At 69.9% G+C, this 24,834-nt stretch carries 20 protein-coding genes; 9 read left to right on the top strand and 11 right to left on the bottom strand.

Annotated elements, in window-relative coordinates:
* Nucleotide 1 precedes the first annotated feature (1 nt).
* A complete protein-coding gene (locus AB0L91_RS26340) occupies nucleotides 2–1,603 on the bottom strand; it encodes a helix-turn-helix domain-containing protein (protein WP_365014469.1) in 1,602 nt (533 codons plus the stop codon).
* 131 nt (nucleotides 1,604–1,734) lie between these two features.
* Here AB0L91_RS26340 and AB0L91_RS26335 point away from each other — a divergent pair, with 131 nt between their 5' ends.
* Together AB0L91_RS26335 and AB0L91_RS26330 are read left to right on the top strand one after the other, a co-directional pair.
* Nucleotides 1,735–2,850 (top strand): NDMA-dependent alcohol dehydrogenase, encoded by a 1,116-nt coding sequence (locus AB0L91_RS26335; RefSeq protein WP_365014467.1) that lies wholly within the window; start codon nucleotides 1,735–1,737, stop codon nucleotides 2,848–2,850.
* A gap of 14 nt (nucleotides 2,851–2,864) precedes the next feature.
* Nucleotides 2,865–4,376, top strand: a complete 1,512-nt coding sequence (locus tag AB0L91_RS26330) for an aldehyde dehydrogenase family protein (RefSeq protein WP_365014464.1) — start codon at nucleotides 2,865–2,867, stop codon at nucleotides 4,374–4,376.
* A 48-nt stretch (nucleotides 4,377–4,424) separates the two neighbouring features.
* Here AB0L91_RS26330 and AB0L91_RS26325 read toward each other — a convergent pair whose 3' ends face one another.
* Nucleotides 4,425–5,627, bottom strand: coding sequence for a lipid-transfer protein (locus AB0L91_RS26325; protein WP_365014461.1), 1,203 nt, complete (start codon nucleotides 5,625–5,627; stop codon nucleotides 4,425–4,427).
* Entirely contained in the window at nucleotides 5,611–6,066 is a 456-nt protein-coding gene (locus tag AB0L91_RS26320) for an OB-fold domain-containing protein (RefSeq protein ID WP_355279626.1), read from the bottom strand. The genes AB0L91_RS26325 and AB0L91_RS26320 overlap by 17 nt, the downstream gene beginning before the upstream one ends.
* Nucleotides 6,067–6,168: 102 nt before the next feature.
* On the opposite strand from AB0L91_RS26320, the gene AB0L91_RS26315 reads away from it, so the two are divergent.
* Nucleotides 6,169–6,942 carry a GTP-binding protein gene (locus AB0L91_RS26315; RefSeq protein ID WP_365014458.1) on the top strand — a complete coding sequence of 258 codons (774 nt, stop codon included), beginning with the start codon at nucleotides 6,169–6,171 and terminating at the stop codon, nucleotides 6,940–6,942.
* On the opposite strand, the gene AB0L91_RS26310 is transcribed toward AB0L91_RS26315, so the two are convergent.
* A complete protein-coding gene (locus tag AB0L91_RS26310; protein WP_365014455.1) occupies nucleotides 6,936–7,385 on the bottom strand; it encodes a MarR family transcriptional regulator in 450 nt (149 codons plus the stop codon). The two genes, AB0L91_RS26315 and AB0L91_RS26310, sit on opposite strands and share 7 nt — an antisense overlap.
* 95 nt (nucleotides 7,386–7,480) lie before the next feature.
* Between AB0L91_RS26310 and AB0L91_RS26305 the strand changes: the two genes are divergently transcribed.
* A complete protein-coding gene (locus AB0L91_RS26305; protein ID WP_365015287.1) occupies nucleotides 7,481–9,286 on the top strand; it encodes an ABC transporter ATP-binding protein in 1,806 nt (601 codons plus the stop codon).
* Between the two features lie 46 nt (nucleotides 9,287–9,332).
* On the opposite strand, the gene AB0L91_RS26300 is transcribed toward AB0L91_RS26305, so the two are convergent.
* The gene (locus tag AB0L91_RS26300; protein ID WP_365014452.1) at nucleotides 9,333–10,733 is read right to left on the bottom strand and encodes an MFS transporter; all 1,401 of its coding nucleotides are present in this window, start codon (nucleotides 10,731–10,733) and stop codon (nucleotides 9,333–9,335) included.
* 116 nt (nucleotides 10,734–10,849) lie between these two features.
* Between AB0L91_RS26300 and AB0L91_RS26295 the strand changes: the two genes are divergently transcribed.
* A complete protein-coding gene (locus AB0L91_RS26295) occupies nucleotides 10,850–11,419 on the top strand; it encodes a TetR/AcrR family transcriptional regulator (RefSeq protein ID WP_365014449.1) in 570 nt (189 codons plus the stop codon).
* Nucleotides 11,409–12,032: a hypothetical protein gene (locus AB0L91_RS26290; RefSeq protein WP_365014448.1), complete on the top strand. Its 624-nt coding sequence runs from the start codon at nucleotides 11,409–11,411 to the stop codon at nucleotides 12,030–12,032. The genes AB0L91_RS26295 and AB0L91_RS26290 overlap by 11 nt, the downstream gene beginning before the upstream one ends.
* A gap of 54 nt (nucleotides 12,033–12,086) precedes the next feature.
* Here the strand turns inward: AB0L91_RS26290 and AB0L91_RS26285 are convergent, their stop codons facing one another.
* From AB0L91_RS26285 to AB0L91_RS26275, 3 genes are all read right to left on the bottom strand, one after another.
* The gene (locus AB0L91_RS26285) at nucleotides 12,087–12,488 is read right to left on the bottom strand and encodes a hypothetical protein (RefSeq protein ID WP_355279641.1); all 402 of its coding nucleotides are present in this window, start codon (nucleotides 12,486–12,488) and stop codon (nucleotides 12,087–12,089) included.
* A gap of 140 nt (nucleotides 12,489–12,628) precedes the next feature.
* The gene (locus AB0L91_RS26280; protein WP_365014446.1) at nucleotides 12,629–18,556 is read right to left on the bottom strand and encodes an amino acid adenylation domain-containing protein; all 5,928 of its coding nucleotides are present in this window, start codon (nucleotides 18,554–18,556) and stop codon (nucleotides 12,629–12,631) included.
* Between the two features lie 76 nt (nucleotides 18,557–18,632).
* Nucleotides 18,633–19,574 carry a methionyl-tRNA formyltransferase gene (locus AB0L91_RS26275; protein ID WP_365014443.1) on the bottom strand — a complete coding sequence of 314 codons (942 nt, stop codon included), beginning with the start codon at nucleotides 19,572–19,574 and terminating at the stop codon, nucleotides 18,633–18,635.
* 217 nt (nucleotides 19,575–19,791) lie between these two features.
* Between AB0L91_RS26275 and ilvD the strand changes: the two genes are divergently transcribed.
* On the top strand, nucleotides 19,792–21,474 hold the full coding sequence (ilvD, locus tag AB0L91_RS26270) for a dihydroxy-acid dehydratase (protein ID WP_365014440.1): 1,683 nt from the start codon (nucleotides 19,792–19,794) through the stop codon (nucleotides 21,472–21,474).
* Nucleotides 21,475–21,610: 136 nt separating this feature from the next.
* Here the strand turns inward: ilvD and AB0L91_RS26265 are convergent, their stop codons facing one another.
* A complete protein-coding gene (locus AB0L91_RS26265; protein WP_365014438.1) occupies nucleotides 21,611–21,955 on the bottom strand; it encodes a hypothetical protein in 345 nt (114 codons plus the stop codon).
* Nucleotides 21,956–22,439: 484 nt separating this feature from the next.
* On the opposite strand from AB0L91_RS26265, the gene AB0L91_RS26260 reads away from it, so the two are divergent.
* Together AB0L91_RS26260 and AB0L91_RS26255 are read left to right on the top strand one after the other, a co-directional pair.
* A complete protein-coding gene (locus AB0L91_RS26260; protein ID WP_365014435.1) occupies nucleotides 22,440–23,180 on the top strand; it encodes an XRE family transcriptional regulator in 741 nt (246 codons plus the stop codon).
* Between the two features lie 4 nt (nucleotides 23,181–23,184).
* Nucleotides 23,185–23,655 (top strand): NUDIX domain-containing protein, encoded by a 471-nt coding sequence (locus tag AB0L91_RS26255; protein WP_365014434.1) that lies wholly within the window; start codon nucleotides 23,185–23,187, stop codon nucleotides 23,653–23,655.
* Nucleotides 23,656–23,660: 5 nt separating this feature from the next.
* Here AB0L91_RS26255 and AB0L91_RS26250 read toward each other — a convergent pair whose 3' ends face one another.
* Both AB0L91_RS26250 and AB0L91_RS26245 read right to left on the bottom strand, forming a co-directional pair.
* Nucleotides 23,661–23,972, bottom strand: coding sequence for a hypothetical protein (locus AB0L91_RS26250; RefSeq protein WP_365014431.1), 312 nt, complete (start codon nucleotides 23,970–23,972; stop codon nucleotides 23,661–23,663).
* Nucleotides 23,973–24,229: 257 nt separating this feature from the next.
* A complete protein-coding gene (locus AB0L91_RS26245) occupies nucleotides 24,230–24,769 on the bottom strand; it encodes an ester cyclase (protein ID WP_365014429.1) in 540 nt (179 codons plus the stop codon).
* Between the last annotated feature and the right edge of the window lie 65 nt (nucleotides 24,770–24,834).

Below are 24,834 nucleotides of genomic sequence, written 5' to 3'. Positions count from 1 at the left end.
GTCAGTAGACGGTGATCCGCAGGGCGCGCATCTTCGCGTAGAGCGTGGTGCGCGAAATACCCAGGGCCTGAGCCGTTTTGACCTTGTTGCCGTCGAACTTGCGCAGCGCCTCGACGATGACGTCGCGCTCGGCGCGGTCAATGGGCATCAGCGGCCGCAGCGGCTGCTGGGTGCGATAGGCCTCGGGGAGGTCGGCGAGGACGACCGCGCCGGTGCGCCGATGCCGGACGACCTCGGTGACGACCGCGCGCAGTTCGCGCAGATTGCCGGGCCAGTCGTGGGCCGACAGCGCCGACAGCGCGCCCGGCGTGAAGTACAGCGAGCTGTCCGCACCCGCTTCGCGCAGCATCGCCGCGACCAGCGCCGGGATCTCGCCGCGACGGTTGCGCAGCGGGCCGAGTTCGACGCGGTCGGTGCATTCCGCGGCCAGCGCGGCGGCGCGGCCGGTGAGGGTGTCCACCGCTCCGGTGACCAGCACGACGCGCGGTACCCGCCGGTCGGCGACGTGGGTGGCGACGAGGTCGATCAGATCGTCGGGCAGCAGGTCGAGGCCGTCGATGCAGACGGTGCCCTGCCGGGTGCGGACCAGCGCGGCGAAGTCGCGGGCGAAGACGTCGCTGCCGTCGAGCAGGGCGTTGGCGGCGGTCAGGACGGTGACCGGTTGTTCGGTGGCGTGTTCGCGCGCGGCGCGCGAGCGCCCGGACCCCGGCGGGCCCGCGACCAGCAGCGGATCGCCGGGGTCGAGCGCGCGGCGGGAGTAGGCGACGCTCGCCCGTTCCCGCGGTTCGACATTGAGCAGGGTGCCCCCGGACGGCCCGCCGACGCGGGTCGCTTCGACCCGCACCGCCAGCCCGGACTCGAGTGTCAGGTCGAAGACGGAACCGCGGCGCACATCCGGGGCCATCATGCGCAACAGCGCGACGTCGGTCGCGCCGAGCAGATCGGCGGCGGCCTGGTTGGACATGAGCAGGTCACGCCCGATGGCCAGCACCGCGCGGCGGCGCGTGCCCGCGGCCTGGAACGCGGCGAGCAGCTCCTTGTCCGAGACGCGGGAACCGTCGAGCAGCCGCTGCTCGATGTCGGCGACCGCGCGGGCGACCAGGGGCAGCAGCAGCGGGCTGGCTTCCGGGGCGACCGTGGACAGGTCGAGCACGCCCTCGATCCGGCGCGTGGTGGGGTGGAAGATGGGGTGCCCGTAGCAGCTCATGTGGCGCAGCGGAACGGCGAAGTGCTCGTCGCCGTTGACGGCGATGCTGGTGCGGGTTTCCAGGGCGACGCCCGGTGCGGTGGTGCCGACCACCTCTTCCAGCAGGGACGCGCCGACATCGACACCGAGATCGTCGAAGACCTGGCGGGCGCCGCGGTTACCGCACCACTGGTGCGCGATGCGGCCCTCCCGGTCGACGACGATCGTGGTGAAGTCGGTGCCGTCGAGCCGATGCTCGAGGTCGTCGAGCACGACCGCGGCCGCGGCCATCAGCGGACTGGCGTCGTCGATGTCGACATAGCTGATCGTGTCCAGCACCGAGCCCGGCTCCAGACCCGCCATCGTCGCTCGATGCCAGGACGCCGCGATCGGTTCCCGCTTCACCTCGGGGTGCATGCGTCCACCGTAGCAATCGTGACCGGGGTCACGATTGTCCAATTTCTGAACAGTCGCGAGCTCCCCCCGTTGCGAATGTGGTTCCCGTCACTCCGGACGGGGCGCATCGACGAGGATCAGGAGAACCCGCCATGAAAACCAAGGCCGCGGTCGTCTACCAACCCGGCAAGCCGATCGAGATCGAAGAGCTCGAACTCGACAAGCCACGCGAGGGAGAGGTACTCATCCGGTATCTCTATGGCGGGCTGTGCCATTCCGATGTCCATATCGCGCACGGTGACCTCGAGGCGCGGCTGCCGATGGTGCTCGGGCACGAGGGCGCGGGCATCATCGAAGAGGTCGGGCCGGGCGTGACCCGGGTCAAGCCCGGCGATCACGTGGTGTGCTCGTTCATTCCGAACTGCGGCACCTGTCGCTACTGCTCGAACGGTCAGCAGTCCATCTGCGATATGGGCGCCACGATCCTGGAGGGCTATCTGCCCGGTGGCCGCTTCCCGCTGCGGGGACCGGCCGGTGAGTACGGCGCGATGTGCATGCTCGGCACGTTCAGCCAGTACGGGGTGATCCACCAGAACTCCTGCGTCACGGTCGACGAGAGCCTGCCGCTGGACAAGGCGGTGCTGGTCGGCTGCGGCGTGCCCAGCGGGTGGGGCTCGGCGGTCAACACCGCCGAGGTGAAGCCCGGTGATGTGGTGGTCGTCTTCGGCATCGGCGGGCTCGGGATCAACGCGGTGCAGGGCGCCCGCTTCGCCGGCGCGCGCTACGTCGTGGCGGTCGATCCGCTGCACAACAAGCGCGAACGTGCCCTCGAACTCGGCGCCACGCACGCCTTCGCCGACGCCGGTGACGCGCTCGCCACGATCAACGACCTGACCCGCGGCCAAGGCGCCGACGCCGCGATCCTGATCCCCGACCTGCTGACCGCCGAGATCGTGCGCGCGGGCTTCGACGCCGTCGGCAAGGGCGGCAAGGTCGTGCTGACCGGGCTCAACAAGCTCGACGAGATCAATATCCAGCTCCCCGGTTCGATCATGACGCTGTTCCGGAAGGAACTGCGCGGCAGCCTCTTCGGCGACTGCAACCCGACCGTCGACATCCCCAAGATCCTCGGTCTCTACCAGAGCGGCGACCTGAAACTCGACGAGCTCATCACCCGCACCTACACCCTCGACCAGATCAACCAGGGCTACGACGACCTGCTCAACGGCCAGAACATCCGTGGCGTGCTCGTGCACGACCACTCCTGACAGGGAGGCAAGACATGACCGAAGTACTCGAACCCACCACCCTCACCCCGGTGCTGCCGCAGGTCCGCGACTGGCTGTCGCGCCCGAAGCAACTGTTCATCGGGGGCCAGTGGGTCGACGCGGCCTCGGGCCGCACCTTCCAGACCAGGGACCCGGCCACCGGACAGGTGCTGACCGAGGTCGCCCATGCCGAGGCCGTCGATGTCGACCGCGCCGTGCGCGCGGCGCGGGCCGCGTTCGAGGGCGACTGGTCGCTGTGGACACCGGCCCAGCGCCAGCGGCTGCTGTTCCGCGCCGGTGAGGCGATCTATGCCCACGCCGAGGAGCTGGCCCAGCTGGAATCGCTGGACAACGGCAAGTCCGCCGGGGTCGCCCAGGCGGTCGACATCACCTGGGTCGCCGAGCTTTTCCAGTACTACGCGGGCTGGGCCACCAAGATCGAAGGCCGCACCATCCCGATCTCGGTACCCTGGGCGCCCGGTACCCAGTGGCACGCCTACACCCTGCGCGAGCCGATCGGCGTATGCGGGGCGATCGTCCCGTGGAACTTCCCGCTGCTGATGGCCGCGTTCAAGATTCCCGTCGCCCTGGCGACCGGCAACACCGTCGTCCTCAAGCCCGCCGAGGACACCCCGCTCACCGCGCTGCGCCTGGCCGAGATCCTCGCCGAGGTCGGGCTGCCCGACGGCGTGCTCAATGTCGTCACCGGCTACGGCGACGCCGGTGCCGCGCTGGCCGCCCACGACGACGTCGACAAGATCGCCTTCACCGGCTCGACCGAGGTGGGCAAGCTCATCGTCGACGCCGCCAAGGGCAATCTGAAGAAGGTCAGCCTCGAGCTCGGTGGCAAGAGCCCGCAGGTCGTCTTCGCCGACGCCGACCTGGACCTGGCGATCCCCGGCACCGCGTCGGGGTTCCTGTTCAACCAGGGCCAGACCTGCACCAGCGGCACCCGGCTCCTGGTGGAGGACAAGATCTTCGACGAATTCACCCAGGGCGTCGCCGAGGCCGCCGCGGCGAGCCGGATCGGCTCGGGCCTGGACCCGGCCACCGACGTCGGCCCGCTGGTCTCGCAGACCCAGCTCGACCGGGTCCTCGGCTATCTCGACGCCGGCGTACGCGCCGGGGCCCGGGCGCTGACCGGCGGGCGCCGTCACGGCGAGAGCGGCTACTTCGTCGAACCGACGGTGTTCGTCGATGTCGACGCCTCGTTCAGCGTGTACCGCGAGGAGATCTTCGGCCCGGTCGTGGTGGCGACCCCGTTCAACGCCGAGGAGGGCGTGGCCGCGGCGGCCAACGACACCCCGTACGGACTGGCCGCCTCGGTGTGGACCAGCGATGTGTCCAAGGCGCATCGCACCGCCCGCCAGATCAAGGCGGGCACGGTATGGATCAACGCGCACAACGCCTTCGACGCCGCGCTGCCCTTCGGCGGCTACAAGCAGTCCGGCTGGGGCCGCGAGCTGGGCGCCGCGGCGATCGACGCCTACACCGAGCAGAAGACGATCAACACCTACCTCGGCTGACCCGCGCTCCGGCACCGATGACTCGATCGGTGCCGGAGCCGTGCCGGTTCAGCGGGTGGCGATGATCGCCGATCCGTGGCCGAACAGGCCCTGATTCACCGCGATGCCCGCGCGCGCGTCCTCGACCTGGCGGCCCTCGGCCTGGCCACGCAACTGCCAGGTCAGCTCACAGACCTGAGCGATCGCCTGCGCGGGAATGGCCTCACCGAAGCAGGCCAGCCCACCACTGGGGTTCACCGGCACCCGGCCACCCAGCGTCGTCGCGCCACTGCGCAACAGGTGCTCCGCTCCGCCCTTCTCGCAGAGCCCGATGTCCTCGTACCAATCCAGCTCCAGCGCGGTGGACAGGTCGTAGACCTCGGCGAGAGACAGGTCGTCGGGCCCGAGCCCGGCCTCCTCGTAGGCCGCGTAGGCCACGGCGGAACGGAACTCGCGCGGCGGAGCCTCGACGGCCACGGCGGAGTCCGTCGCGAAATCGGGCAGATCGAGCACCGTTTTCGGGAACGTCGGCGTGACCGTCGACAGCGCGCTGATCCGGACCGGATCGGTGACGCCGTGGCGTCGCGCGTAGTCCATCGAGGTCAGCACCAGCGCGGCACCACCGTCACTGGTGGCGCAGATGTCGAGCAGCCGCAGCGGGTCCGAGACGATCGCCGAGGCGGCGACCTCCTCGGCCGACACCTCCTTGCGATAGCGGGCGTACGGGTTGTTCAGGCCGTGCCGGGCGTTCTTGACCTTGACCGCCGCGAAGTCGTCGAGCGTGGCGCCGTGCAACGCCATCCGCCGCCGGGCGTACAGCGCGAAATAGATGGGGTTCGTCGCGCCGAGCAGGTGGAAACGCAACCAGTCCGGATCGTCGCGGCGCTCGCCGCCGACCGGCTGGAAGAACCCCTTCGGAGTGGTGTCGGCGCCGACCACCAGCGCGACCTCGCACAGCCCGGCCAGGATCTGGGCCCGCGCGTTGGCGATGGCCTGGGCACCGGAGGCGCAGGCGGCGTAGCTGCTCGAGATCCGGGCTCCGGTCCAGCCGAGCGCCTGGGCGAAGGTCGCGCCGGAGACGAAGCCGGGGTAGCCGTTGCGGATCGTGTCGGCGCCGGCGATGTAGCCGACGTCGCGGTGGTCCACGCCGGCGTCGGCCAGCGCGGCGCGGGCCGCCACCAGCCCGTATTCGACGAAATTGCGGCCCCACTTGCCCCACTGGTGCATGCCCGCACCGAGGACGGCGATATCGCGATCACTGGTCTCGGTCATCGACCGGCCTCCACATCCACACCGTGTGCTCCGCTTCCTCGTCCTCGTACAGCACGCCGAGGGTCAGCTCGACCGGCATGCCGACCGCCAGGTCGTCCACCGTCAGGCCACGGACCACCTGTCCGAGAATCACCATCTGCTCGACCTCGAGCTCCACGGCCGCGACGACATAGGGCTCGAACGGATCGGGCGAGACATAGGGCGGTGGCGGTTTGTAGCGGGCGTCCGCGTACGACCAGATCCGGCCCCGGGTGGAGAACAGGTAATCCTCCAGCTCGGAGCCGTTGCGGGGACCCGTGCACTGCGGGTTCCGGCAGGCCAGCGCGTTGCGCGGGAAATACGGTGTGCCGCAGGCGGTACAGCGACTCCCCCGCAGACGCACGGTGCCGTCGTCCGCGGTGAACCAGTCGGCCACGGCAGGGCGTTGTTCTTTCTGCACGAGCCCGACGGTATAGGAACACGTTCTACTTTGGGGCGGAAATCCGCTTCACCGGCGTCCGCGCGGAGGTACGGTGAGACCGGATGGGAGTACCGCGACGCGATGGGCACCGAAGGCATTGAACCGCAGACGATCCGCAACGTCACCATCATCGGGGACCCCGAGGAGACGAAACGGGTCGTCCACCGGCTGACCGGCCGTGTCGCCGAATGCGGGTCCGGCACAGTGGCCACGGTCCGGTGGACGACCGACCGCGTCGAGCACACGATCCGCCTCACCCCGCTGTCGAGCCACGCGCCCATCGCGACGCTGGAACGCGCCGTCCGGATGGCCGACGGGGTGATCGCGGTGATGACCGCGGCGGCGCGGCGCGCGCCCCGGCTCGAGACAGTGCTGCGGGTCGCCGACGACCACCAGGTCGCCCGGCTGTGCCTGGTGACCGGACTCGATCACCCGGCCGCGGACTTCGACCGCTGCGTCCGCACCATCGCCGGGACGCACGGGGCGGTGCCCTTGACGGTGCAGATCCCACACGGCATCGGCACGGCGTTCGAAGGCGTCGTCGACCTGGTCCCGATGTGGGCGCTCGAACCGATGGCCGCCGAATTCTACGGCGGCCATTGGCACATCGCCGAACAGTGGTATCGCCGTCTCGTCCGCGCGGTGCGGGAGCAGGACAGCGAACTCGGCGCGGGGGTGGTCGCTCCTGGGCAGCTGTACGACCGCGTCCGCGATCTCACCCATATCGGCGACGCCGCGCCCGTCCTGTGCGACGCGGCCCTGTGGAGTGATGTCGGCCCGCTGCTGGACGCCATCGTCCGGTACCTGCCGTCACCCCTGCACGTCTGCCAGCCCGAACACGCCCTCGACTACTGAGGGCCGACCGCGTTCGATCGTGACGCCGGGGCCGTGTCCTCCTGGACGAGCTTGCCCAGGATGCCCCGCAGCGCGATGCGCTCGTCCCCGGTGAGCCGGGCGAAGAAGTCGTCGGCCTCCTTCGTCCGGGCCGCGGACAGGGTGTCGAGCGTCCGGGCGCCCAGCGCGGTCACCGCCACGAGCGTCGCCCGGCGGTCGGTCGGGTCCGGCCTGCGGGTGACCAAGTCGGCCCGCTCGAGCACGTCGACGACCTCCGTGGCCGACCGTGGGCTGATCCGCAACGCCTCGGCGACGGCCGACAACCGGAGACCGTCGTGCTCGCCCGCCACGCGCAGTGCGCGGGCCTGATGCGGGGTCAGGCCCATCGGCGCGTACGCCGCGGCCCAGCGCCGGCGCAGCGTCCTGGCCACCTGCATCAGGAGCTCGCTCTCGTTGTCGGGCATAAAACCGGCCTCTCGAAGTGTTTACACTGCCAGATAGTGAGGGAACCTCAGCATAACCGCACAACCCGAGGGGGTTGCCTGTGCAAGACCAAGACATGTCCCGCGGCGGCCGCACCCGTCGCCCCGACCCCACCGACCGCGCCCAACTGCGCGAGTCCCCCGTTTCGCCGCGCCGGATCGCCGCGCTCTTCGCGCCGTACCGGCTCCGGCTCGCCCTGCTGACCGGCCTGATCGTGGCGGCGTCGACGATCAGCCTCGCCTCGCCGTTCCTGCTGCGTGCGGTGATCGACGACGCGCTGCCGCACCAGGACATCGCGCTGCTGCTCTGGGCGGTGGGCGGCATGCTCGCCGTCACCGTGCTCACCGCCGTGCTCGGCGTCGGCCAGACGCTCATCTCCACCACCGTCGGACAGCAGGTCATGCATGCCCTGCGCACCGACGTGTTCCGCCACCTGCAGCGGCAGTCGCTGGCGTTCTTCACCCGCACCCGCGGCGGCGAGGTCCAGTCCCGGCTGATCAACGATGTCGGCGGGATGCAGTCCGTGGTCACCAGCACCGCGACCGCCATCGCGAGCAATGTCACCACCGTGGTCGGCACGTCGATCGCGATGGCGGTGCTGTCGTGGCGGCTGTCGCTGCTGTCGCTGGTGGTGCTGCCGCCGGCGATCTGGCTGACCCGGCGGGTGGCCCTGCTCCGCCGCGACATCACCGCCCGGCGCCAACGCCACCTCGCCGACCTGCACGGTCAGGTCGAGGAGGGGCTCTCGGTGAGCGGCGTGCTGCTGGGCAAGACACTCGGCACCGGTCCGGTGGCCTCCGCGCATTTCGAGCAGACCTCGCACGACCTGGTCGATCTCGAGGTGCGCTCCCAGCTGGCAGGCCGGTGGCGGATGGCCACGATGAACATCGTCTTCGCGGCGATTCCCGCCGTGCTCTACCTCGCCGCCGGGTTCCCCGCGACCAGCGGCGGCATGACGATCGGCACCCTGGTCGCCTTCACCACCTTGCAGGCCGCGCTCTTCCGGCCGCTGATGAGCCTGCTCAACGTGGGTGTCGAGGTCACCAGTTCGATGGCGTTGTTCAGCCGGATCTTCGGCTACCTCGATCTTCCCGTGGAGATCGAGGAACCCACCCGGCCGGTCGACATCGACCCGCGCGATGTCGTGGGCGAGGTCCGGTTCGACGACGTCAGCTTCCGCTACGACGCCGCGGGCCCCGACGTTCTCGACGGCGTCTCGCTGGTGGTGCCGCCCGGGTCGACGCTCGCCCTCGTCGGCGAGACCGGCTCCGGCAAGACCACCCTCGCCTCGCTCGTCGCCCGCCTGCACGACGCCACCGGCGGCCGGGTGACCATCGACGGCATCGACATCCGCGACCTGGAACTGGGCACTCTCGCCCGCATCGTCGGTGTCGTCTCGCAGGAGTCCTACCTGCTGCACGCCAGCGTCCGCGAGAACCTGCGCTACGCCGAGCCCGCCGCCACCGACGCCGAGATCGAGCGCGCGGCCCGCGCCGCCCAGATCCACGACCTGATCGTCTCGCTCCCCCAGGGCTACGACACCGTGGTCGGATCGCGCGGTCACCGGTTCTCCGGCGGCGAGAAACAGCGCATCGCCCTGGCCCGCACGCTCCTGCGCGACCCCCGCGTCCTGGTGCTCGACGAGGCCACCAGCGCCCTCGACAACGAGACCGAGCGAGCGGTGCAGGCCGCCATCGACGTGGTCGCGCGGGGCCGCACGGTCATCACCATCGCGCACCGGCTCAGCACCATCCGCGACGCCGACCAGATCGCCGTCCTGCACCACGGCCGGGTCGTCGAACTCGGCGACCACACGACGCTGCTCGACGATGCGGGACGCTACGCCCGGCTCAACGGCGCCACCGAGATCGCGGCGGCCTGAGCGGCCAGGTCCCGGTCATCGCCGAGTACCGTGGTCCCCCAACCGATCAGCTCGACGGGACCGGGCGGACGCTGCGCGCGGACGCCCCGAGTCCTAGGACGGCGACAACCGCGAACGTCGCGAACAGCCACCGTGCGGGTGCGACCCCGCCGGTGTCGGTCGCGTTGACGACGATGCCCGCCAGGCCGGCGCCGAAGGCGCCGCAGACCAGCTGAACGGTGTTGATCGCGGCGGCGGCGCGGGCTCCTTCGGCGGGGTCGGTGACGCTGCTCATCGCCGAGGCGGTCAGGTGCGGCCATGCCATGCCGATGCCGACGCCGGTGAGCAGCAGCGCGGTGGTCCAGAGGGCGATGGTGCCCGCCGTGGCGTCGCTGACTTGGCTCACCGCTGCGGTCAGCAAGCCGACCGCCATGACCAGGGGCGCCGCGCTGACCGCACCCGCGATCACCCGTGGGCGCGTCACCGAGGCGCTGACGATCTCGCTCGTCGTCCACCCGACGGCCAGGGCGACACCGAGGAAACCCGCAGCCACCGGCGGAAGGTGCGCGAGCCGCTGCCCGAAGTAGGGCACGTACACGTCGACCATGGTGGTGGCCATGAGGATGCCGAGGGTCAGGTAGATCCATTTCAGTGGACCGGGCCGAAACGCACTGGGCGGCAAGACAGCCGATGCCGCCCGGCGGTCGACGACGAGGAATGCCCCGACCGCGCCCGCGGCGAGGACGAGCAGCGCTGTCGTCGCGCCGGGCCGGCCCGCGATCGCCGCGACGCTGACCGCCGATGCCGCCACGGCGAGCAGGAGCAGCGACCGGACCGGAATCCGATCCCGGCTTCGCCGGAGGCCATCCGGCTGGGCAGGCAGCGCGAACGGAACCAGCGCCGCGATGATTCCGGTCGCGATCAGCAGGGCACCGAAAGCCCAACGCCACGAACCGTATTGCGCGAACAGGCCGCCCGCCGCGGGCCCCAGCACCGTGCCGACTCCCCACATGGCCGAGACGAGCGCCGACGCTTTCGTCCACAGTGGCTGCGGGAGAGCGGAGTTGATCACCGAGTAGCCCAGACCGGCGAGCAGTCCGCCCGCCGCGCCCTGGAGCGTCCGGCCCGCCAGCAGAACCTCCATCGTCGGCGCCAGGGCGCACAGCGCGCCGGCCAGACCGAAGGCGGTCAGCCCGAGCAGATACGACCGGCGCGCCCCGAGCCGGGCCAGCGTCGCGCTCACGGTGGTGGCGGCCGCGACCGACGCGATCAGGTACACGGTGGTCACCCAGGCGTAGAGCCGGTGGCCGCCGATCTCGGCGACCGCGCTCGGCAGCAGGCTGATCGTCAGGAATTCGTTGGTGGCGTACAGTCCCACGCCCCCGGCCAGCACCGTAGCCACCGCGAGATGGCGGGGGCCGAGCAGTTCACGCCAGCTGCCGCCGACAACCGTCGCGGTGGCCGTCATCGTCCGTCCTCCGCTTCGCCAGGTCGTCGACATGGTAGGGGGTCACGACCTCGAACGGATAGCCCGATGCGCAATGTGCACTAGTGGTACACACCAGTAGTGCGTACCATTGGTACATGCCGCTCCCCCGTTTTCATCGCCTCCCACCCGACCGGCAGCGCGCCATCATCGAGGTCGCGAAGACCGAGTTCGCCGGTCATGGCCCGGACGCCGCGTCGTACAACACGATCATCGCGACCGCGGGCATCTCGAAAACCTCTGCCTACCAGTACTTCGACGGCAAGGACGACCTGCTCGGACTGGTGCTTTCCGACGTGGTGGACCGCCTGCGACGCCAGTTGGGAGCATGGAAACCGGTCACCACCGTGACCGAGTTCTGGACCGCCCTCCGCCGGGATTCGGCTGGGCTGACGCAGTTCCTCGAGGACAATCCGCTCGACCGCGCGCTCGCCGACGCCGCGCTGGCCCGGGTCCCGGCCGACGAGGACAACGCCTGGCTGACCGAGGTGCTCGCCAACGGGATCGACCTCGGCATCGTCCGCACCGACATCGACCGCGACCTCCTCACCGCGGCCACGGCCGCGGTCCTGCGCGTCGGCGACCACTGGGCCCTGGCGGGCGGCGCCGATCCCGACCAGATCTTCGACCTGCTCGCCGGCTTGTGGGAGCCCCGCCATGCGCACTGATCTGCACCCCGATTGGACGATTCCCCCGACGTCCCCCGGCTGGGCCGGGCGCATCGAACAGTTCATGGGCCCCGGCAAGACCCGGGCGGAGTCGGCGGTCGAATACCTCGGCGGCGGCGTCTGTGTCCTGCTGCTCCTGGCCTACTGCCGGCCGGAGCTCGACGGGTGGAGCCTTGCCGAACGCGTGGTGCTCGTCGTCATCGTGCTCGACCTCGTCGGGGGCGTGCTCACCAATGCCACCAACTCCGCCAAACGCTGGTACCACCGCAGCCGGTCGTCGCGGGGCCGGTTGACCTTCGTCGCGGTCCACACTCTGCATCTCGCCGTCGTCGGCCTGTGGCTGCTCGGCGATCCGAGGTGGTTCCTCGGCAATACCGTGCTGCTGATGGGGTCCGCGCTGCTGATCGAATCCATCCCGGCCTACCTGCGCCGACCCGTCGCCATGGCCGCCTTCATGGCCGTGTTCTCGATCAATCTGATCGTCTTCCCGGTCCCGGCGGCGCTGGTGTGGTTCATCCCGCTGTTCTCGCTCAAACTCCTGATCTGCCACCTGATCCCGGAGATCCCCGTCGCCACCGGGACACGTCCGGCCCGGCAGGGTGAACCCGGGTAGTACCCCGTGCACCGGCTCCGCGCGGAACCGGTGCACGCACTCAGCGACGCCCGATCACATGGCCTGCGCCGACGCGTAGCCGAAACTCGAGCGGTCCTCGTCGCGGGCCACCAGCTTGCCGTTCACATAGACCGCGGCGTAGGCGTAGTGGGCTTCGGGGTGCGAGATCGCCGACCAGACGTATGTTTCCTTGGGGAACCGCACGTCGACGGTGCGGCACCACCGGTCGCCCTCCATGGATTCGGTCAGCGTCACCACCTCGTCGCGCTTACCCAGCGAGTCGTAGTAGGTGATCTCGTTGCCTGCCTGCACGTCGGAGCAGAACACGTAGCGGACATTGCCGTAGGCAGGCACTTCCGCGGCGGCGGCGACACCGGCCCCCACCACAGCGGCCCCGGCGACGGCGCCGCCCGCTCCGATCATCGCGACAATGTGCCGGATGGCAGACCGTGTCATTTTCAAGCTGTCCTTTCGCGAAACGATGTGCCGGCGAAACACTCCCGTCGGCGACAGTCCGCACGATGTCCTGCCTCGAGCGAACCGAACATTGAATCACACTCCGGCGCTTGCTTGTTCCTCTGTCAGCGCGCTCCGTCTCACCGCGGCGTCGTCGCGGCCTCCGGCGATTCGAGCGGGGTCGGCAGCAGGCCCGCGGTGATGAATCCGTCGACATAGCGTTGCAGGACAGCGGCATCGATCGCCGGGCACCGCACGTCGTAGTCGGCCAGGGCCGCGCGGGTGCCGGGGTCGTCGACGATCAGTGCGTCGCCACCGCCGTTGAGGTAGTTGTCGGCGACGAGGGCCGCGCGCATGAGGTCGGCGTGCTGGGCGATCTGCCCGGCCAGGCGCTCGGCGGCATCGGCCACCGACACCGTCTCGACGGGGAACCCGCTGCGGCGCAGGGTGTTCAGGATGTCGCCGACATTGGTGGGCGCGCTGTTGACCAGGTGGTAGATCTCGGTGTTCGGCTGCCGCCCGGTGGCGAGCGCGACCAGCGCGCGGGCCACGTAGTCCACCGGCGCCAGGGTGACGTCGGCGGATTCGATATCGGGCGCGACCCCGAGGTGGGCGGCCGACCGGATGAGCGTCCAGAACGCGTCGTCGGCGCTGTTCGCGCCGCTGCTGATCGATCCGGCGACCAGGCCGGGCCGGTGCACGGCGACCGGCAGTCCGCGGTCGGCGGCCGCGAGCACCAATTGCTCGGCCACCCACTTGGTGGCCAGATAGCCGTTGCGGGGCACCTCGGCGGCGGTGATCGCCGTGCGCTCGGTGACGACGCCGGTGTGCCCGGCGCCCACCGCCGCCGACACGGTGGACACGAAATGCAGGGTCTTCACCCTGGCCTCGACCGCCAGCCGCAGGATCTCCACGGTTCCGGCGATATTGGCCGGGCGCAGGGCGGCATACGATTCCAGATGGTTCACGCGGGCGCCGTTGTGGTAGATCACCTCGATCCGCGCGGCCAGTTCGGCCCAGGTGTCCTCGGTCAGCCCGAAGCGCGGTGCGGCGAGGTCGCCCGGCACCGGCACGACCCGGTCCGCGAGTCCCTCGGTCGCGAGTCCGTAGCGCTGGAGCGTCGTTTCGAGGCGGCGGCGCACACTGTCGGTGTCCTCGGCGCGGACCAGGCACCACACGCGCGCGGCGGTGCGGTCGAGCAGCTCGCGCAGCAGATGGATGCCCACGAAGCCGGTGGCACCGGTCAGCAGCACCTCGTCGGCCGCGAGCGGCGGCACCGGGAAGGACTCCGGCACCGTGATCGCAGGGTCCAGGCGCGCGTCGGCGATCAGCATGTCGGTCCAGTGTTCGGCCGCCGAAGCACCGGACTCGGCCGTCACCGCCGCTGTCACGCCACGCGGCGTCGGCGCTTCGAACAGCATGCGGGGGTCGGCGTCGATGCCCAGCCGGGTCCGCAGCTCCGAGCGGAGCGTGAAGACCAGCAGCGAGGTACCGCCGAGATCGAAGAAGCTGTCGTCGATCCCGACCGAATCCCGTTCCAGCACATCGGCGAACACCCGCGCGACCGCGAGCTCGCGCACGGTCGCGGGCTCGCCGTCACCGGCCGCGGCGGCGACGGTGTCGGCACCGACCGCTGCCGCGCGTTCGGGCGGAGCGGCCGCGACGGAGCCGGACAGCTGCCCGACCGTCGCCTCGGGACGGGTGGCGATCGCGGTCAGCAGGTCGTGGAACCGCGCCGCGAACCCGGCAACCGTCGCCGCGTCGAAGAGGTCGGTGGCGTAGCGCAGGCTGCCCGTCAGCCCGCCGGTGCCCGGCCGCTCACGCAGCGTCATGCTCAGATCGAAATGGGTTGTCTCCCACGGAATATCCAGTGTCGAGACGGTCAGGCCACCGAGGTCGAGCGAGGGCGCCACGGGCAGGTTCTCGTAGGAGAACACGGCCTCGAACAGCGGGTGCCTGGTGGTGTCCCTGGCCGGGTTCACCGCTTCGACGATGTGGTCGAAGGGGACATCGGCATTGCCGAGCGCGGCGAGGGCGACCTCCCTGGCCCGCGCCAGCAGCGTGGTGAAGTGTTCCTGCGGATCGAGGGCAAGGCGCAGGGGCAGCGTGTTGACGAACATGCCGACCAGGCGGTCGAGGGCGGGGTGGCCACGGCCCGCGACCGGGGTCCCGACCGTCACGTCCGCGATCCCGGCCAGATCACCGAGCAGCACCGCGAACGCCGCGTACCCGGCCATGAAGGGCGTGGCGTTGTGCCGGCGAGCCAGCTCGGTCAGCGCCGTCCCGATGTCGGCGCCGATCTCGAACTCGACCACCGCGCCGGTGCCGCCCGGCCTGCCGGAGCCGGGAGTACGGACGCGATCGGTCGGCAGCGGCAGCCGGTCGGGGGCACCGGCCAGGGCGTCCACCCAGTGCGCGAGCTGCCGCGCGGCGGTGGAACGCGGATCGTGGCGATCGCCGAGCCGTCGGTGCTGCCACAGCGTGTAGTCGGCGTATTGCAGCGGCAGCGGTTCCCACTGCGGCTGCTGGCGCGCCGCCCGCGCGGTGTACGCCGCGGACAGGTCGGCCACGAGCGGACCGTGCGACCAGCCGTCGGCGGCGATGTGATGGGCGACGAGCGCGAGCACGTGCTCGTCGGGGCCGAGGTGCCACAGTGTTAGCCGGATCGGCGCGTCGGTGGTGACGTCGAACGGCGCGGCGACCGCTACCGCGAGTTCGGCGTCCAGCCCGGCCGGGTCGAGGGCGCGCGCGGTCAGCGGCGCGTCACCCAGCGCCGCGTCGACGGTCAGGATGCGCACCTGCGGACCGGCGCCGCCGGCGGGATACACGGTGCGCAGCACCTCGTGCCGGTCCACCACATCCCGCAGCGCGGCATCGAGCGCGGCCACATCGAGAGATCCCGTGAGGCGCAACGCGATCGGCAGGTGATACGCCGACGAATCCCGGTAGAGCTGGTTGAGCAGCCACATCCGCAGCTGGGCCGGGGCGGGCGCCAGCTGGTCGGGCCGGGTCTCCGCCCTCGGGGCGTCCACGACCGGGTCGTCGGCATCGGCGAGCCGCAGCGCCAGCGCCGCGACGGTCGGCGCGTCGAAGACGGCGCGGACCCCGATACCGAGCCGCGCCGCGAGCGCGGTCGCGGTGAGCGAGGTGCCGCCGAGGTCGAAGAAGTCGCTCTCGGCGCCGTCCACCTCGATCGCGAGGACCTCGGCGAAGGCCGCCGCCACCGCGCGCTCGGCATCCGTCGAGATGGGCCGGGACACGGCCTGACCGAACACCGGCGCGGGCAGCTTGCGGGTGTCGAGCTTGCCGTTGGGAGTCAGCGGCAGGGTGTCGAGGACGAGGTAGGCGCTCGGCCGCAGATACGCGGGCAGTTGCTCGGCGATCTGGAGTCGTACCCGCTCCACGTCGAGGGGACCGTCCGGCACCAGATAGGCCACCAGATGGGTGCCCCTGGCGTCCTGATGCGCGGTGACGGCGGCCCGGCCGACACCGGCGAGACCGGTGAGCGTGGTCTCGATCTCGCCCGGCTCGATGCGATGACCGCGCACCTTGATCTGGAAGTCGCTGCGGCCGTGGTAGATCAGCTCGGGCTCCGGACCGGCGGTGAGAGTGACCAGATCACCCGTGCGATACACCCGGCCACCGGGCGGGCCGAACGGGTCGGCGACGAATCTGGCCGCGGTCAGCGCGTGCCGTCCGTGGTAGCCGCGGGCCAGGGCCGGGCCGCCGATGTACAGCTCGCCGATGACGCCGGGCGGCACCGGGCGTAGTCGTGCGTCCAGCACCAGTGCGTGGAATCCGCGCAGGGGCGCGCCGATGGTCACCGGACGGTCCGGCGTCAGCTCCGCGATGGTCGCGATGTCGGTGGCCTCGGTGGGGCCGTATCCGTTGCGCATCAACCGGGTTCGCGACCAGGCCGATACCAGATCGGCGCGGATCGCCTCCCCGCCGACGCCGAGGACCCGCAGATCGGGCAGGGTCTCGGGGTCGAGGGTGGCCAGCACCGCCGGGGTGATGATCGCGTTGGTCACGCGCTCGCGCCGCATGAGTTCGGCCAGGTCGGGTCCGGCCATGACGTAGCGCGGCGCGACCACCAGCGTCGCCGCACCGGCCAGGCCGCACAGGATCTCACCGACCGCCATGTCGAACCCTGGGGAGGCGTGGTGCAGGGTGCGGGCGCCGGGGCGCAACGCGTAGCGTTCACGGCGCTCGGCCGCCAAATTCGCGAGTCCACCGTGGGTCACCAGCACGCCCTTGGGCACGCCGGTCGAGCCGGAGGTGTAGATGAGGTACGCGGGGTGCTCAGGCCGCGCGACGACCGGCAGGCGCGGCTGCGCGGCGGGCATCGCGTCGGGGTCGACGATCGTCCACCGGACCGATCCGGGCAGATCCGCCGGGTGGTCCACACCGGTGACGCCGAGGACGGCACCGCAGTCACCGAGAATGTGGGCGATGCGTTCGGCCGGGTAACCCACGTCGATCGGCACGAAACCGGCCCCGGTCTTGGCGATCGCCCAGACCGCGCCGACCGAGGCGGCGGACCGTTCCATGACCATCGCGACCAAGGTCTCCGGCCCCGCGCCCGCGGCCTGCAGCGCACCGGCGAGGCGGTCGGTCCAGGCGTCGAATTCGCGGTAGGTCCAGCGCTTCTCGCCGTAGACGACGGCGATGCCGTCCGGGTTCGCCGCGACGGCGGCGGCGATCAGCGCGCCCAGGGTGGCCGGTGTCGCCGCCGCCGGGCCGCGCCACGGGACGAGCAGGTCCGCCTCGGCAGGGGTGAGGATCGGCAGTTCGGCGATCGGCATGTCATCGGCCGCGGCGGCGAACGCCGTCAGCAGGCCGACGAACCGATCCAGCTGTGCGGCGACCTCGGCCTCGGTGTAGCGATTCCGGTTGGCTTCGAATTCGACCCGCAGCCCGGAACCGCCCACCGGATACACATTGAGGGCGAGATCCTCGACCGGCCCGGTGGACAGCAGTTCGACAGTGCCGCGCGCCGCGCCGAGCATCACCTCGGTGTGAAAGTTCATGATGTTGACCGCGGGTCCGAACCCCAGCGACTCGGCGCGACGCCCACTGTCGCGGACCATCTCGGCACCGCGATACCGCTGGTGGCGCAGCGCCCCGCCCAGTTCGGCCCGCGCGGTGGCGATGGCGGCGCCGACGGTATCGCCCGAGCAGCTCAGCGGCACGATATTCGAGGTCATGCCGCCGCATTCGCGCAGCGCGGCGACGGTGCGGGCGGTGACGGGCAGGCTCAGCGCCACCGACTCGGTGTCGGTCAGCCTGCCGAGGAACGCGGCGAACGCGGCCACCAGCACGGGCGCGTGACCGGGGAAGCCTGCTCGCGTCCGCAGCTGTTCGACCAGCGCGTCGGGCAGCTCGGCGCGCGCGTGGATCGGGAGCGGATCGGGCGCACCCGGCCGGGTCGCGAGGGTGACCTGGTCGGGCAGCCTGGCGAGCCGCTCGCGCCAGTAGTCACGGTCGGCCCCATACCGCCGCGAGCTCAGGTAGCTCTCCTCCGCCGCGGTCAGCACAGCCGTCGAATCGACTGCGGCCGCGGGCAATTCGACGCCATCGAGGAGCGCCGTGTAATGCTTGCTCAGCAGGTGCTGCAGGCGGATGGCGCCCATGCCGTCGAGCGCCAGGTGGTGGGCGCGGGTGTAGAGCAGGTGACGGTCCGAGCTCAGCCGCAGCACCGTGGTGACGATGGGCGGATCGGTGACCAGGTCGAACGGCGTGCGTTGGTCGGCCCGCATCCAGGCCAGGGCGGCGGCCTCCGGGTCGGGCTCCGCGCTCCGGTCGACGACGGCGATCCGGTCGTCGAGGCCGTCGTCGTGGACCTGGCCGGGCTGCCCGTCCACGACCGTGAAGCGCACGTAGGCACCCAGCTCACGCGCGGCCAGCTGCGCCGCGCGGCGATAGATCGCGAGGTCGAACGGTCCGCGCAGGTCGACGTACTGGGCGATGGTGAGCGGCACCGGTCCGAGCAGTTGCTGGGCGAACCACACCTCGCGTTGTGCCGCGGTGAGCGGGCGGACAGCAGGGGTCGAACCGTGGGGAATCATGGTGCCTCGAAAGCTGGGAGAGAAAAGGTGGTCGGCAGCGCCCGACCCGTCGGCCGGGCGCTGCCGGACCGGGAAATCAGGCCGGGTCGTCGGTGAGATAGCCACCGCGAGCGAAGAATTCGGCACCGTCGTGTTCGGTGCCCGCCGCCGTGCGGACGCGGGTGATCACCAGCGCGTGGCTGCCACCCCGGTGCGGCTGCGCGCCACACACGACGGCGCCGCCCCCTTCCTGCACGATGACCCGGCCCGCGGTGCCGCCGTAGCGGGCCTCGGAGATCACCGCGTCGAGGATCTCGATGCGCTCACCGCGGTAGTAGGAGAAGGCGCGCGGATACGGCGCGGACAGCGCCCGCACGAAACGCTCCAGCTCGACCGCGTCCAGAGACCAGTCGACCCGGCTGTCCCGATCGGACCGCTTGTGGAAGTAGGTGCGCTCGGCCTTGTTCTGCGGCGTCCACACCGCGGTGCCGTTCTCGAGGGCCGCGAGCGCCTCGTGCACCGCACCCGGGATCAGTTCCATGCCGGCGAGGACGAGCTCGGTGCCGGTGGCGCCGGCCGGGATCGGCAGGCGCTTCTGGACCAGGATGTCGCCGGTGTCGAGCTGCTCGTCCATGCGGTGCACCGTGAGGCCGAACTCCTCGGCACCGCTGATCAGCGCCCACAGCACCGGCGAGAATCCGGTGAACTTCGGCAGCAGCGAATCGTGCAGGTTCAGCGTGCCGTGCGGCGGCATGTCGTAGAGCTCGGCGGGCATCCAGGTGTACCAGCTGTTGACCACGATCACATCGGGTTCGACACTCTTGACCAGCGCGATGGTCTCGGCGTCCGCGCGCTCGGTGAGGTGCACCGGAATACCGTGCTCGGTGGCCAGTTCCTCGACCGAATCGTTCCAGATCGCCTTGTAGGACGACTCCGCGGCGGGGTGGGTGACCGCGAGGACCACCTCGTGCTCCGAGTCGATCAGAGCCTGCAGAGTCTTACGACCCCAAGTTTGGAAACCGAACGACACGATACGCATAAATCTGCCCCTACTTTCGTCTATGTGTAGGCTTACCTTACATAGGCGACCTCTGCGTGTGGCCCGGACCCGTGTCGACCGTCGGCTGACCAACGGCGCGCCGCGCGCGCCCTACACTGTCGTTACCAGGCGTGGCCCGATCACTGGCGACCTGCCCCGGTGCGACCATCCGCGTCGCCATCGACGGCAGCCGCACCGTCGAGGAAAGGCGATCCGCATGACCAGTCGGCCGATCGACATCAAGCCCCGCTCCCGCGATGTCACCGACGGACTGGAGAAAACCGCCGCCCGCGGCATGCTCCGCGCCGTCGGGATGGGCGACGACGACTGGGCCAAACCGCAGATCGGCGTCGCGTCCAGCTGGAACGAGATCACCCCCTGCAACCTCTCCCTCGACCGGCTGGCCAAGGCCGTCAAGGAGGGCGTGCACGCCGGCGGCGGCTACCCGCTCGAGTTCGGCACGATCTCGGTGTCCGACGGCATCTCGATGGGCCACGAGGGCATGCATTTCTCCCTGGTCAGCCGCGAGATCATCGCCGACTCGGTCGAGACCGTGATGATGGCCGAGCGCCTCGACGGCTCGGTCCTGCTCGCCGGGTGCGACAAGAGCCTGCCGGGCATGCTGATGGCGGCGGCGCGGCTGGACCTGGCCAGCGTCTTCCTCTATGCCGGGTCGATCATGCCGGGCAATGTCGACGGCCGCGATGTCACCATCATCGACGCGTTCGAAGCCGTCGGCGCCTGCATCAAGGGACTGATCACGCGTGAGGAAGTCGATCGCATCGAGCGCGCGATCTGCCCGGGCGAAGGCGCGTGCGGCGGCATGTACACGGCCAACACCATGGCCTCGGTCGCCGAGGCGCTGGGGATGAGCCTGCCCGGCTCGGCCGCCCCGCCCGCCCCCGACCGCCGTCGCGACGACTACGCCCGCAAGTCCGGCGAGGCCGTCGTCGAGCTGCTGCGCCGGGGCATCACCGCCCGCGACATCATGACGATGGAGGCGTTCGAGAACGCCATCACCATCGTCATGGCACTCGGCGGGTCGACCAATGCCGTGCTGCACCTACTGGCCATCGCCCGCGAAGCCGACGTCGGGCTCACCCTCGCCGACTTCAACCGGGTCGGCGAGAAGGTGCCGCACCTGGGCGATCTCAAGCCGTTCGGCCGCTATGTCATGAACGATGTCGACAAGGTCGGCGGCATCCCGGTCGTGCTGAAGGCGCTGCTGGACGCGGGCCTGCTGCACGGCGACGTCATGACCGTCACCGGCAAGACCATGGCCGAGAACCTGGCCTCGATCGAACTCGGCCTCGACGGTGACGTCATCCGCCCACTCGACCGGCCGATCCACCGGTCCGGCGGCCTCACCATCCTGCACGGCTCCCTCGCCCCCGAGGGCGCCGTCGTGAAGAGCGCCGGCTTCGACTCCGACGTCTTCCGCGGCACGGCACGGGTTTTCGACGGGGAACGCGCCGCGATGGACGCGCTCGAGAACGGCACGATCGTGGCGGGCGACGTCGTCGTCATCCGCTACGAGGGCCCCAAGGGCGGCCCCGGCATGCGCGAGATGCTCGCCATCACCGGCGCCATCAAGGGCGCCGGCCTCGGCAAGGACGTCCTGCTCCTCACCGACGGCCGCTTCTCCGGCGGCACCACCGGCCTCTGCGTAGGCCACGTCGCCCCCGAAGCCGTCGACGGCGGCCCCATCGCCTTCGTCCGCGACGGCGACCCGATCACCCTCGACGTCGCCAACCGCATCCTCGACGTCGAGATCGCCCCCGACGACCTCGCCGCCCGCAAGATCGGCTGGGAACCACTACCGCCCAAATACACCTCCGGCGTCCTGGCCAAATACCGCAAACTAGTCAGCTCCGCCGCCCACGGCGCCGTCACCGGCTGACCACCCGCACTCCTCCCGACCGCACCCGCTGCTCGTCCCTCGACCTCACAAGCAACAGAATCGCTACGTCGACACTCATTGTTCTGGCGGCCCCTCCTCCGGCACCCGCCCGCGCACCCCTGTCGAACCAATTCCATCAGCCGTCCTTCTCGGTTCGACGGCGGTCAAGCGCGATCTCGACGTGAGCGACATCGACAGCAGCGGCGCCCCCGTCGCGAGCGACACGCGCGGCGACGTCCAGGAGGCGCTGCAGTGCAGGCGTGAGGAGCGCGTCGACTCCGATCGCATCGGGTGGCAGCAGGTCCGGCGCGGTTAGTTCTGCGACTGTCGCCATCACCTCCGTCAGGTCTGAGTACAGGTCACTGACGGGACGCGACCCATCAGCGATCGCGAGTCCGACGTGCCCGGACTCGTCGACGGCGTGCCAGGTGTTGAGCCAGCCCGCGGCATGGGGCCGGTCGGCTCGGACGACATCGCGCATCGCACCGAGGACTGCCGCCCGAGCCGCCGAGACAGCCCCCGGCTCGTGATCAGAATCCGACACGTCGATCCAGCCTCATCAGCCCGGTGCCGACCAGGACATTGATCGCAGCCATCTTTCGCGGGCAGGTAGTGCGGTCACAGCCGCGATGAGCCTGAACTGTCCTGCGCGCCTCGCCGATCGAGAATCGCACCCCCGGTGCGGAGTGCACGACAACGATGTTCCGGCCGGTCTGTTCATCGTCCTGGGCCATCGCAGCCCGGGCGTTCTCGCGCGCGAGCCTCGCCCGTATCGCATCGACCGTTGGGCGTTGCCCGGTAGTTCGTCTCCACACAATGACTTTCCCCTCGTCGGTGACTGCTCCCGGCGCCGCGGACTACTCGATCCGGCGGCGGGGCCACATCAGCGTCTCTCCGCCCGATGGGACGACGAAACCTCCTACGTTTCCCACTTCAGGACGTCCCCAGAGGTGTACAACGTCCCCATGCCGAACGAGCGATTGCGTGACGCGATTGCCGCGCGCGGGTGGACACACGCGCGCCTGGCCGAGGCGACCGACGTGGACCCCAAATCCGTCGAACGCTGGGTAAACCTCGGTCGAGTCCCCCGGCGGCACACCGCAATCCAAGCTGCCGAATGTTTGGGCGAGGATGTCTACGCCTTGTGGCCCGCCCTGCAGCAGGCGCGTTCAGCCCGCGCCGTCAGCCCCGAGCTCGTTGCCCTCTATGACCGGCGAGCCGATGTCTCGGCGTCGATGTTCGTCAACCTACTCACTCCGGCGCGCGACCACATCGACATCCTGGTGTACGCGGCAGTCTTCCTCCACGAAGCGTATCCACGGCTCAACGACCTGTTGACCGAACGTGCCGAAGCGGGCTGTGCGATACGGATTGCGGTGGGCGACGCCGACAGTGCCGACGTCCGGAAACGGGGTATGGAAGAGAAATTCGGGCACGGTATCGAATCCCGCTGCCGCCTGGCTCTGATGCACTACCGCGCACTGGTGACGACGCCCGGTATCGAGCTGCGGACTCACGCGACAACGCTCTACAACAGCATCTTCCGCGCCGACGACGAAATGTATGTCAATGCCCACGTGTGGGGCGTGAACGCCTACGCAGCGCCGGTCTGGCACCTGCGCCGTACTCTCGACGGTGGCCTGTTCGACACCTACACCGATAGTTTCGACGCGGTCTGGCGCACCGGCAGACCGGTGAAAGGCTGAGCCGATGGCGCGCACCGAGTTCTACGACGACCCGACCGCACCACAACCGAACAGCCTTGTCGTCGCGGCATCTGCCGTCGTGTGCGACGAGCAAGGCCGAATCCTGCTTCAGCGGCGGGCCGACAGCGGCCTCTGGGCACTGCCCGGCGGCGGCATGGAAATGACCGACAGTCTTCCAGGCTGCGCGGTGCGAGAAGTCAAGGAAGAAACCGGTCTCGACATCGAGATCACCGGTCTCGTCGGTACCTACACCGATCCGCGCCACATCATCGCCTACAGCGATGGCGAGGTTCGACGCCAGTTCAACGTGTGCTTCCTGGCCCGGGTGAGCGGTGGCGAACTCGCGATCTCCGACGAGTCCACCGAATTGCGGTTCGTCTCCCCCACCGAACTGGACAGCCTCGACATGCACCACACACAGCGACTCAGACTGAGTCACTACCTGGAAGGGCGCCGGACGCCGTATCTGGGCTGAAAGAGTCAGCCGTCCATCACCGCATGAAGACCGGTTGTCGCATCGGCGAAATAGCGCACGACGCCGGCGGCCGTGACGCATTCACGCCAATCGCCGATACGGCTATACCCGGCAGCGGCTATCGTCCGGTCGAGTCCGTCGAGATCCGGTGAAGCGTCCGGTGCCAATAGCAGTGTCCTCGACAAGTTCGCGGTGGTGTGACCGCACACCGCGCCGTCGGACGCGTGGCCGAAAGAGACCTCGCTGCAATAGATATCGACTGCGGCATCGCCGTCATCGAGGCGGGCGATGACGTACAGGTCGACCCGCGCGGTCACCGCCCGCCTCGGCTACCGCCATTGAAACAAACCGGATAGTGTGAAATGGTCACCCGAGAACACCCTCCATCGTGGTCTGCGAAGCATTTCCTGGGCACCGATCCCACCACCGCAAACTTCAGGCAAATAGGGTATAAGGTCCTTTCCAGCTGGGCACATAGTCGCGAGAAAAAGCTTTGCCGAGCGAATATTCCGCGCGGTTTCGACTCACACCGGACACCACCCCCGAAATCCATTCGGTCACCATTGCGTGTCAGCTACTGTTGAGCCGACGTGGCCGACTGTTCCCGTCGGGCCCGCTTCGTCGCGCGGCGCATTCGCAGCAGATATCGCGGTGTCGGCGGATTCCAGCCGAGTTGCATGGACATTCCGAGATCGTCCCGGTTGGCCCAGTGCTCGACGACCTTGCCGTCGACGACCCGGATCCAATGTGTCTGCGTGATCGCGAACGACTTGCCGGTGGCGGGAAAAGCTTGCGCGACATCACCATTGACGTCGAAGGCGACGAACGGACCGATCTGCCGTCCGGCCATCGTCACGTGCACCGCGACCACGTCACCCTCGGTCACCACGGTGTGCACCTGCCAGCGCAGGTCGGCGAACGCCTGTCGCAGCCACAGGGCGGTGGCGTAGAAGGCCGCGGGACCGTTGCCCCGACAGGCGGGCGGTTCCTGCACCCCTTCCCGGTTGTACGCCTCCGGGTGGACCACCTCCTCGAAGTCGGCGAGCTCTCCCGCCCCCATGATCTGAATCGACCGCACCGCCAGGTCTGCGATCGCGCTGTGTTCGTTCGCCATGATCGTGGCCTCCCGAGATTAGAATGAACGTAGCTCTATTGGTTAGAACGTTCATCCATCGAAAA

The organism is Nocardia sp. NPDC051833, assembly GCF_040681225.1.
Classification (GTDB): domain Bacteria; phylum Actinomycetota; class Actinomycetes; order Mycobacteriales; family Mycobacteriaceae; genus Nocardia.
Note: the sequence above shows the minus strand (reverse complement) of the source record. Positions and strands in the feature narration are given on the sequence as shown.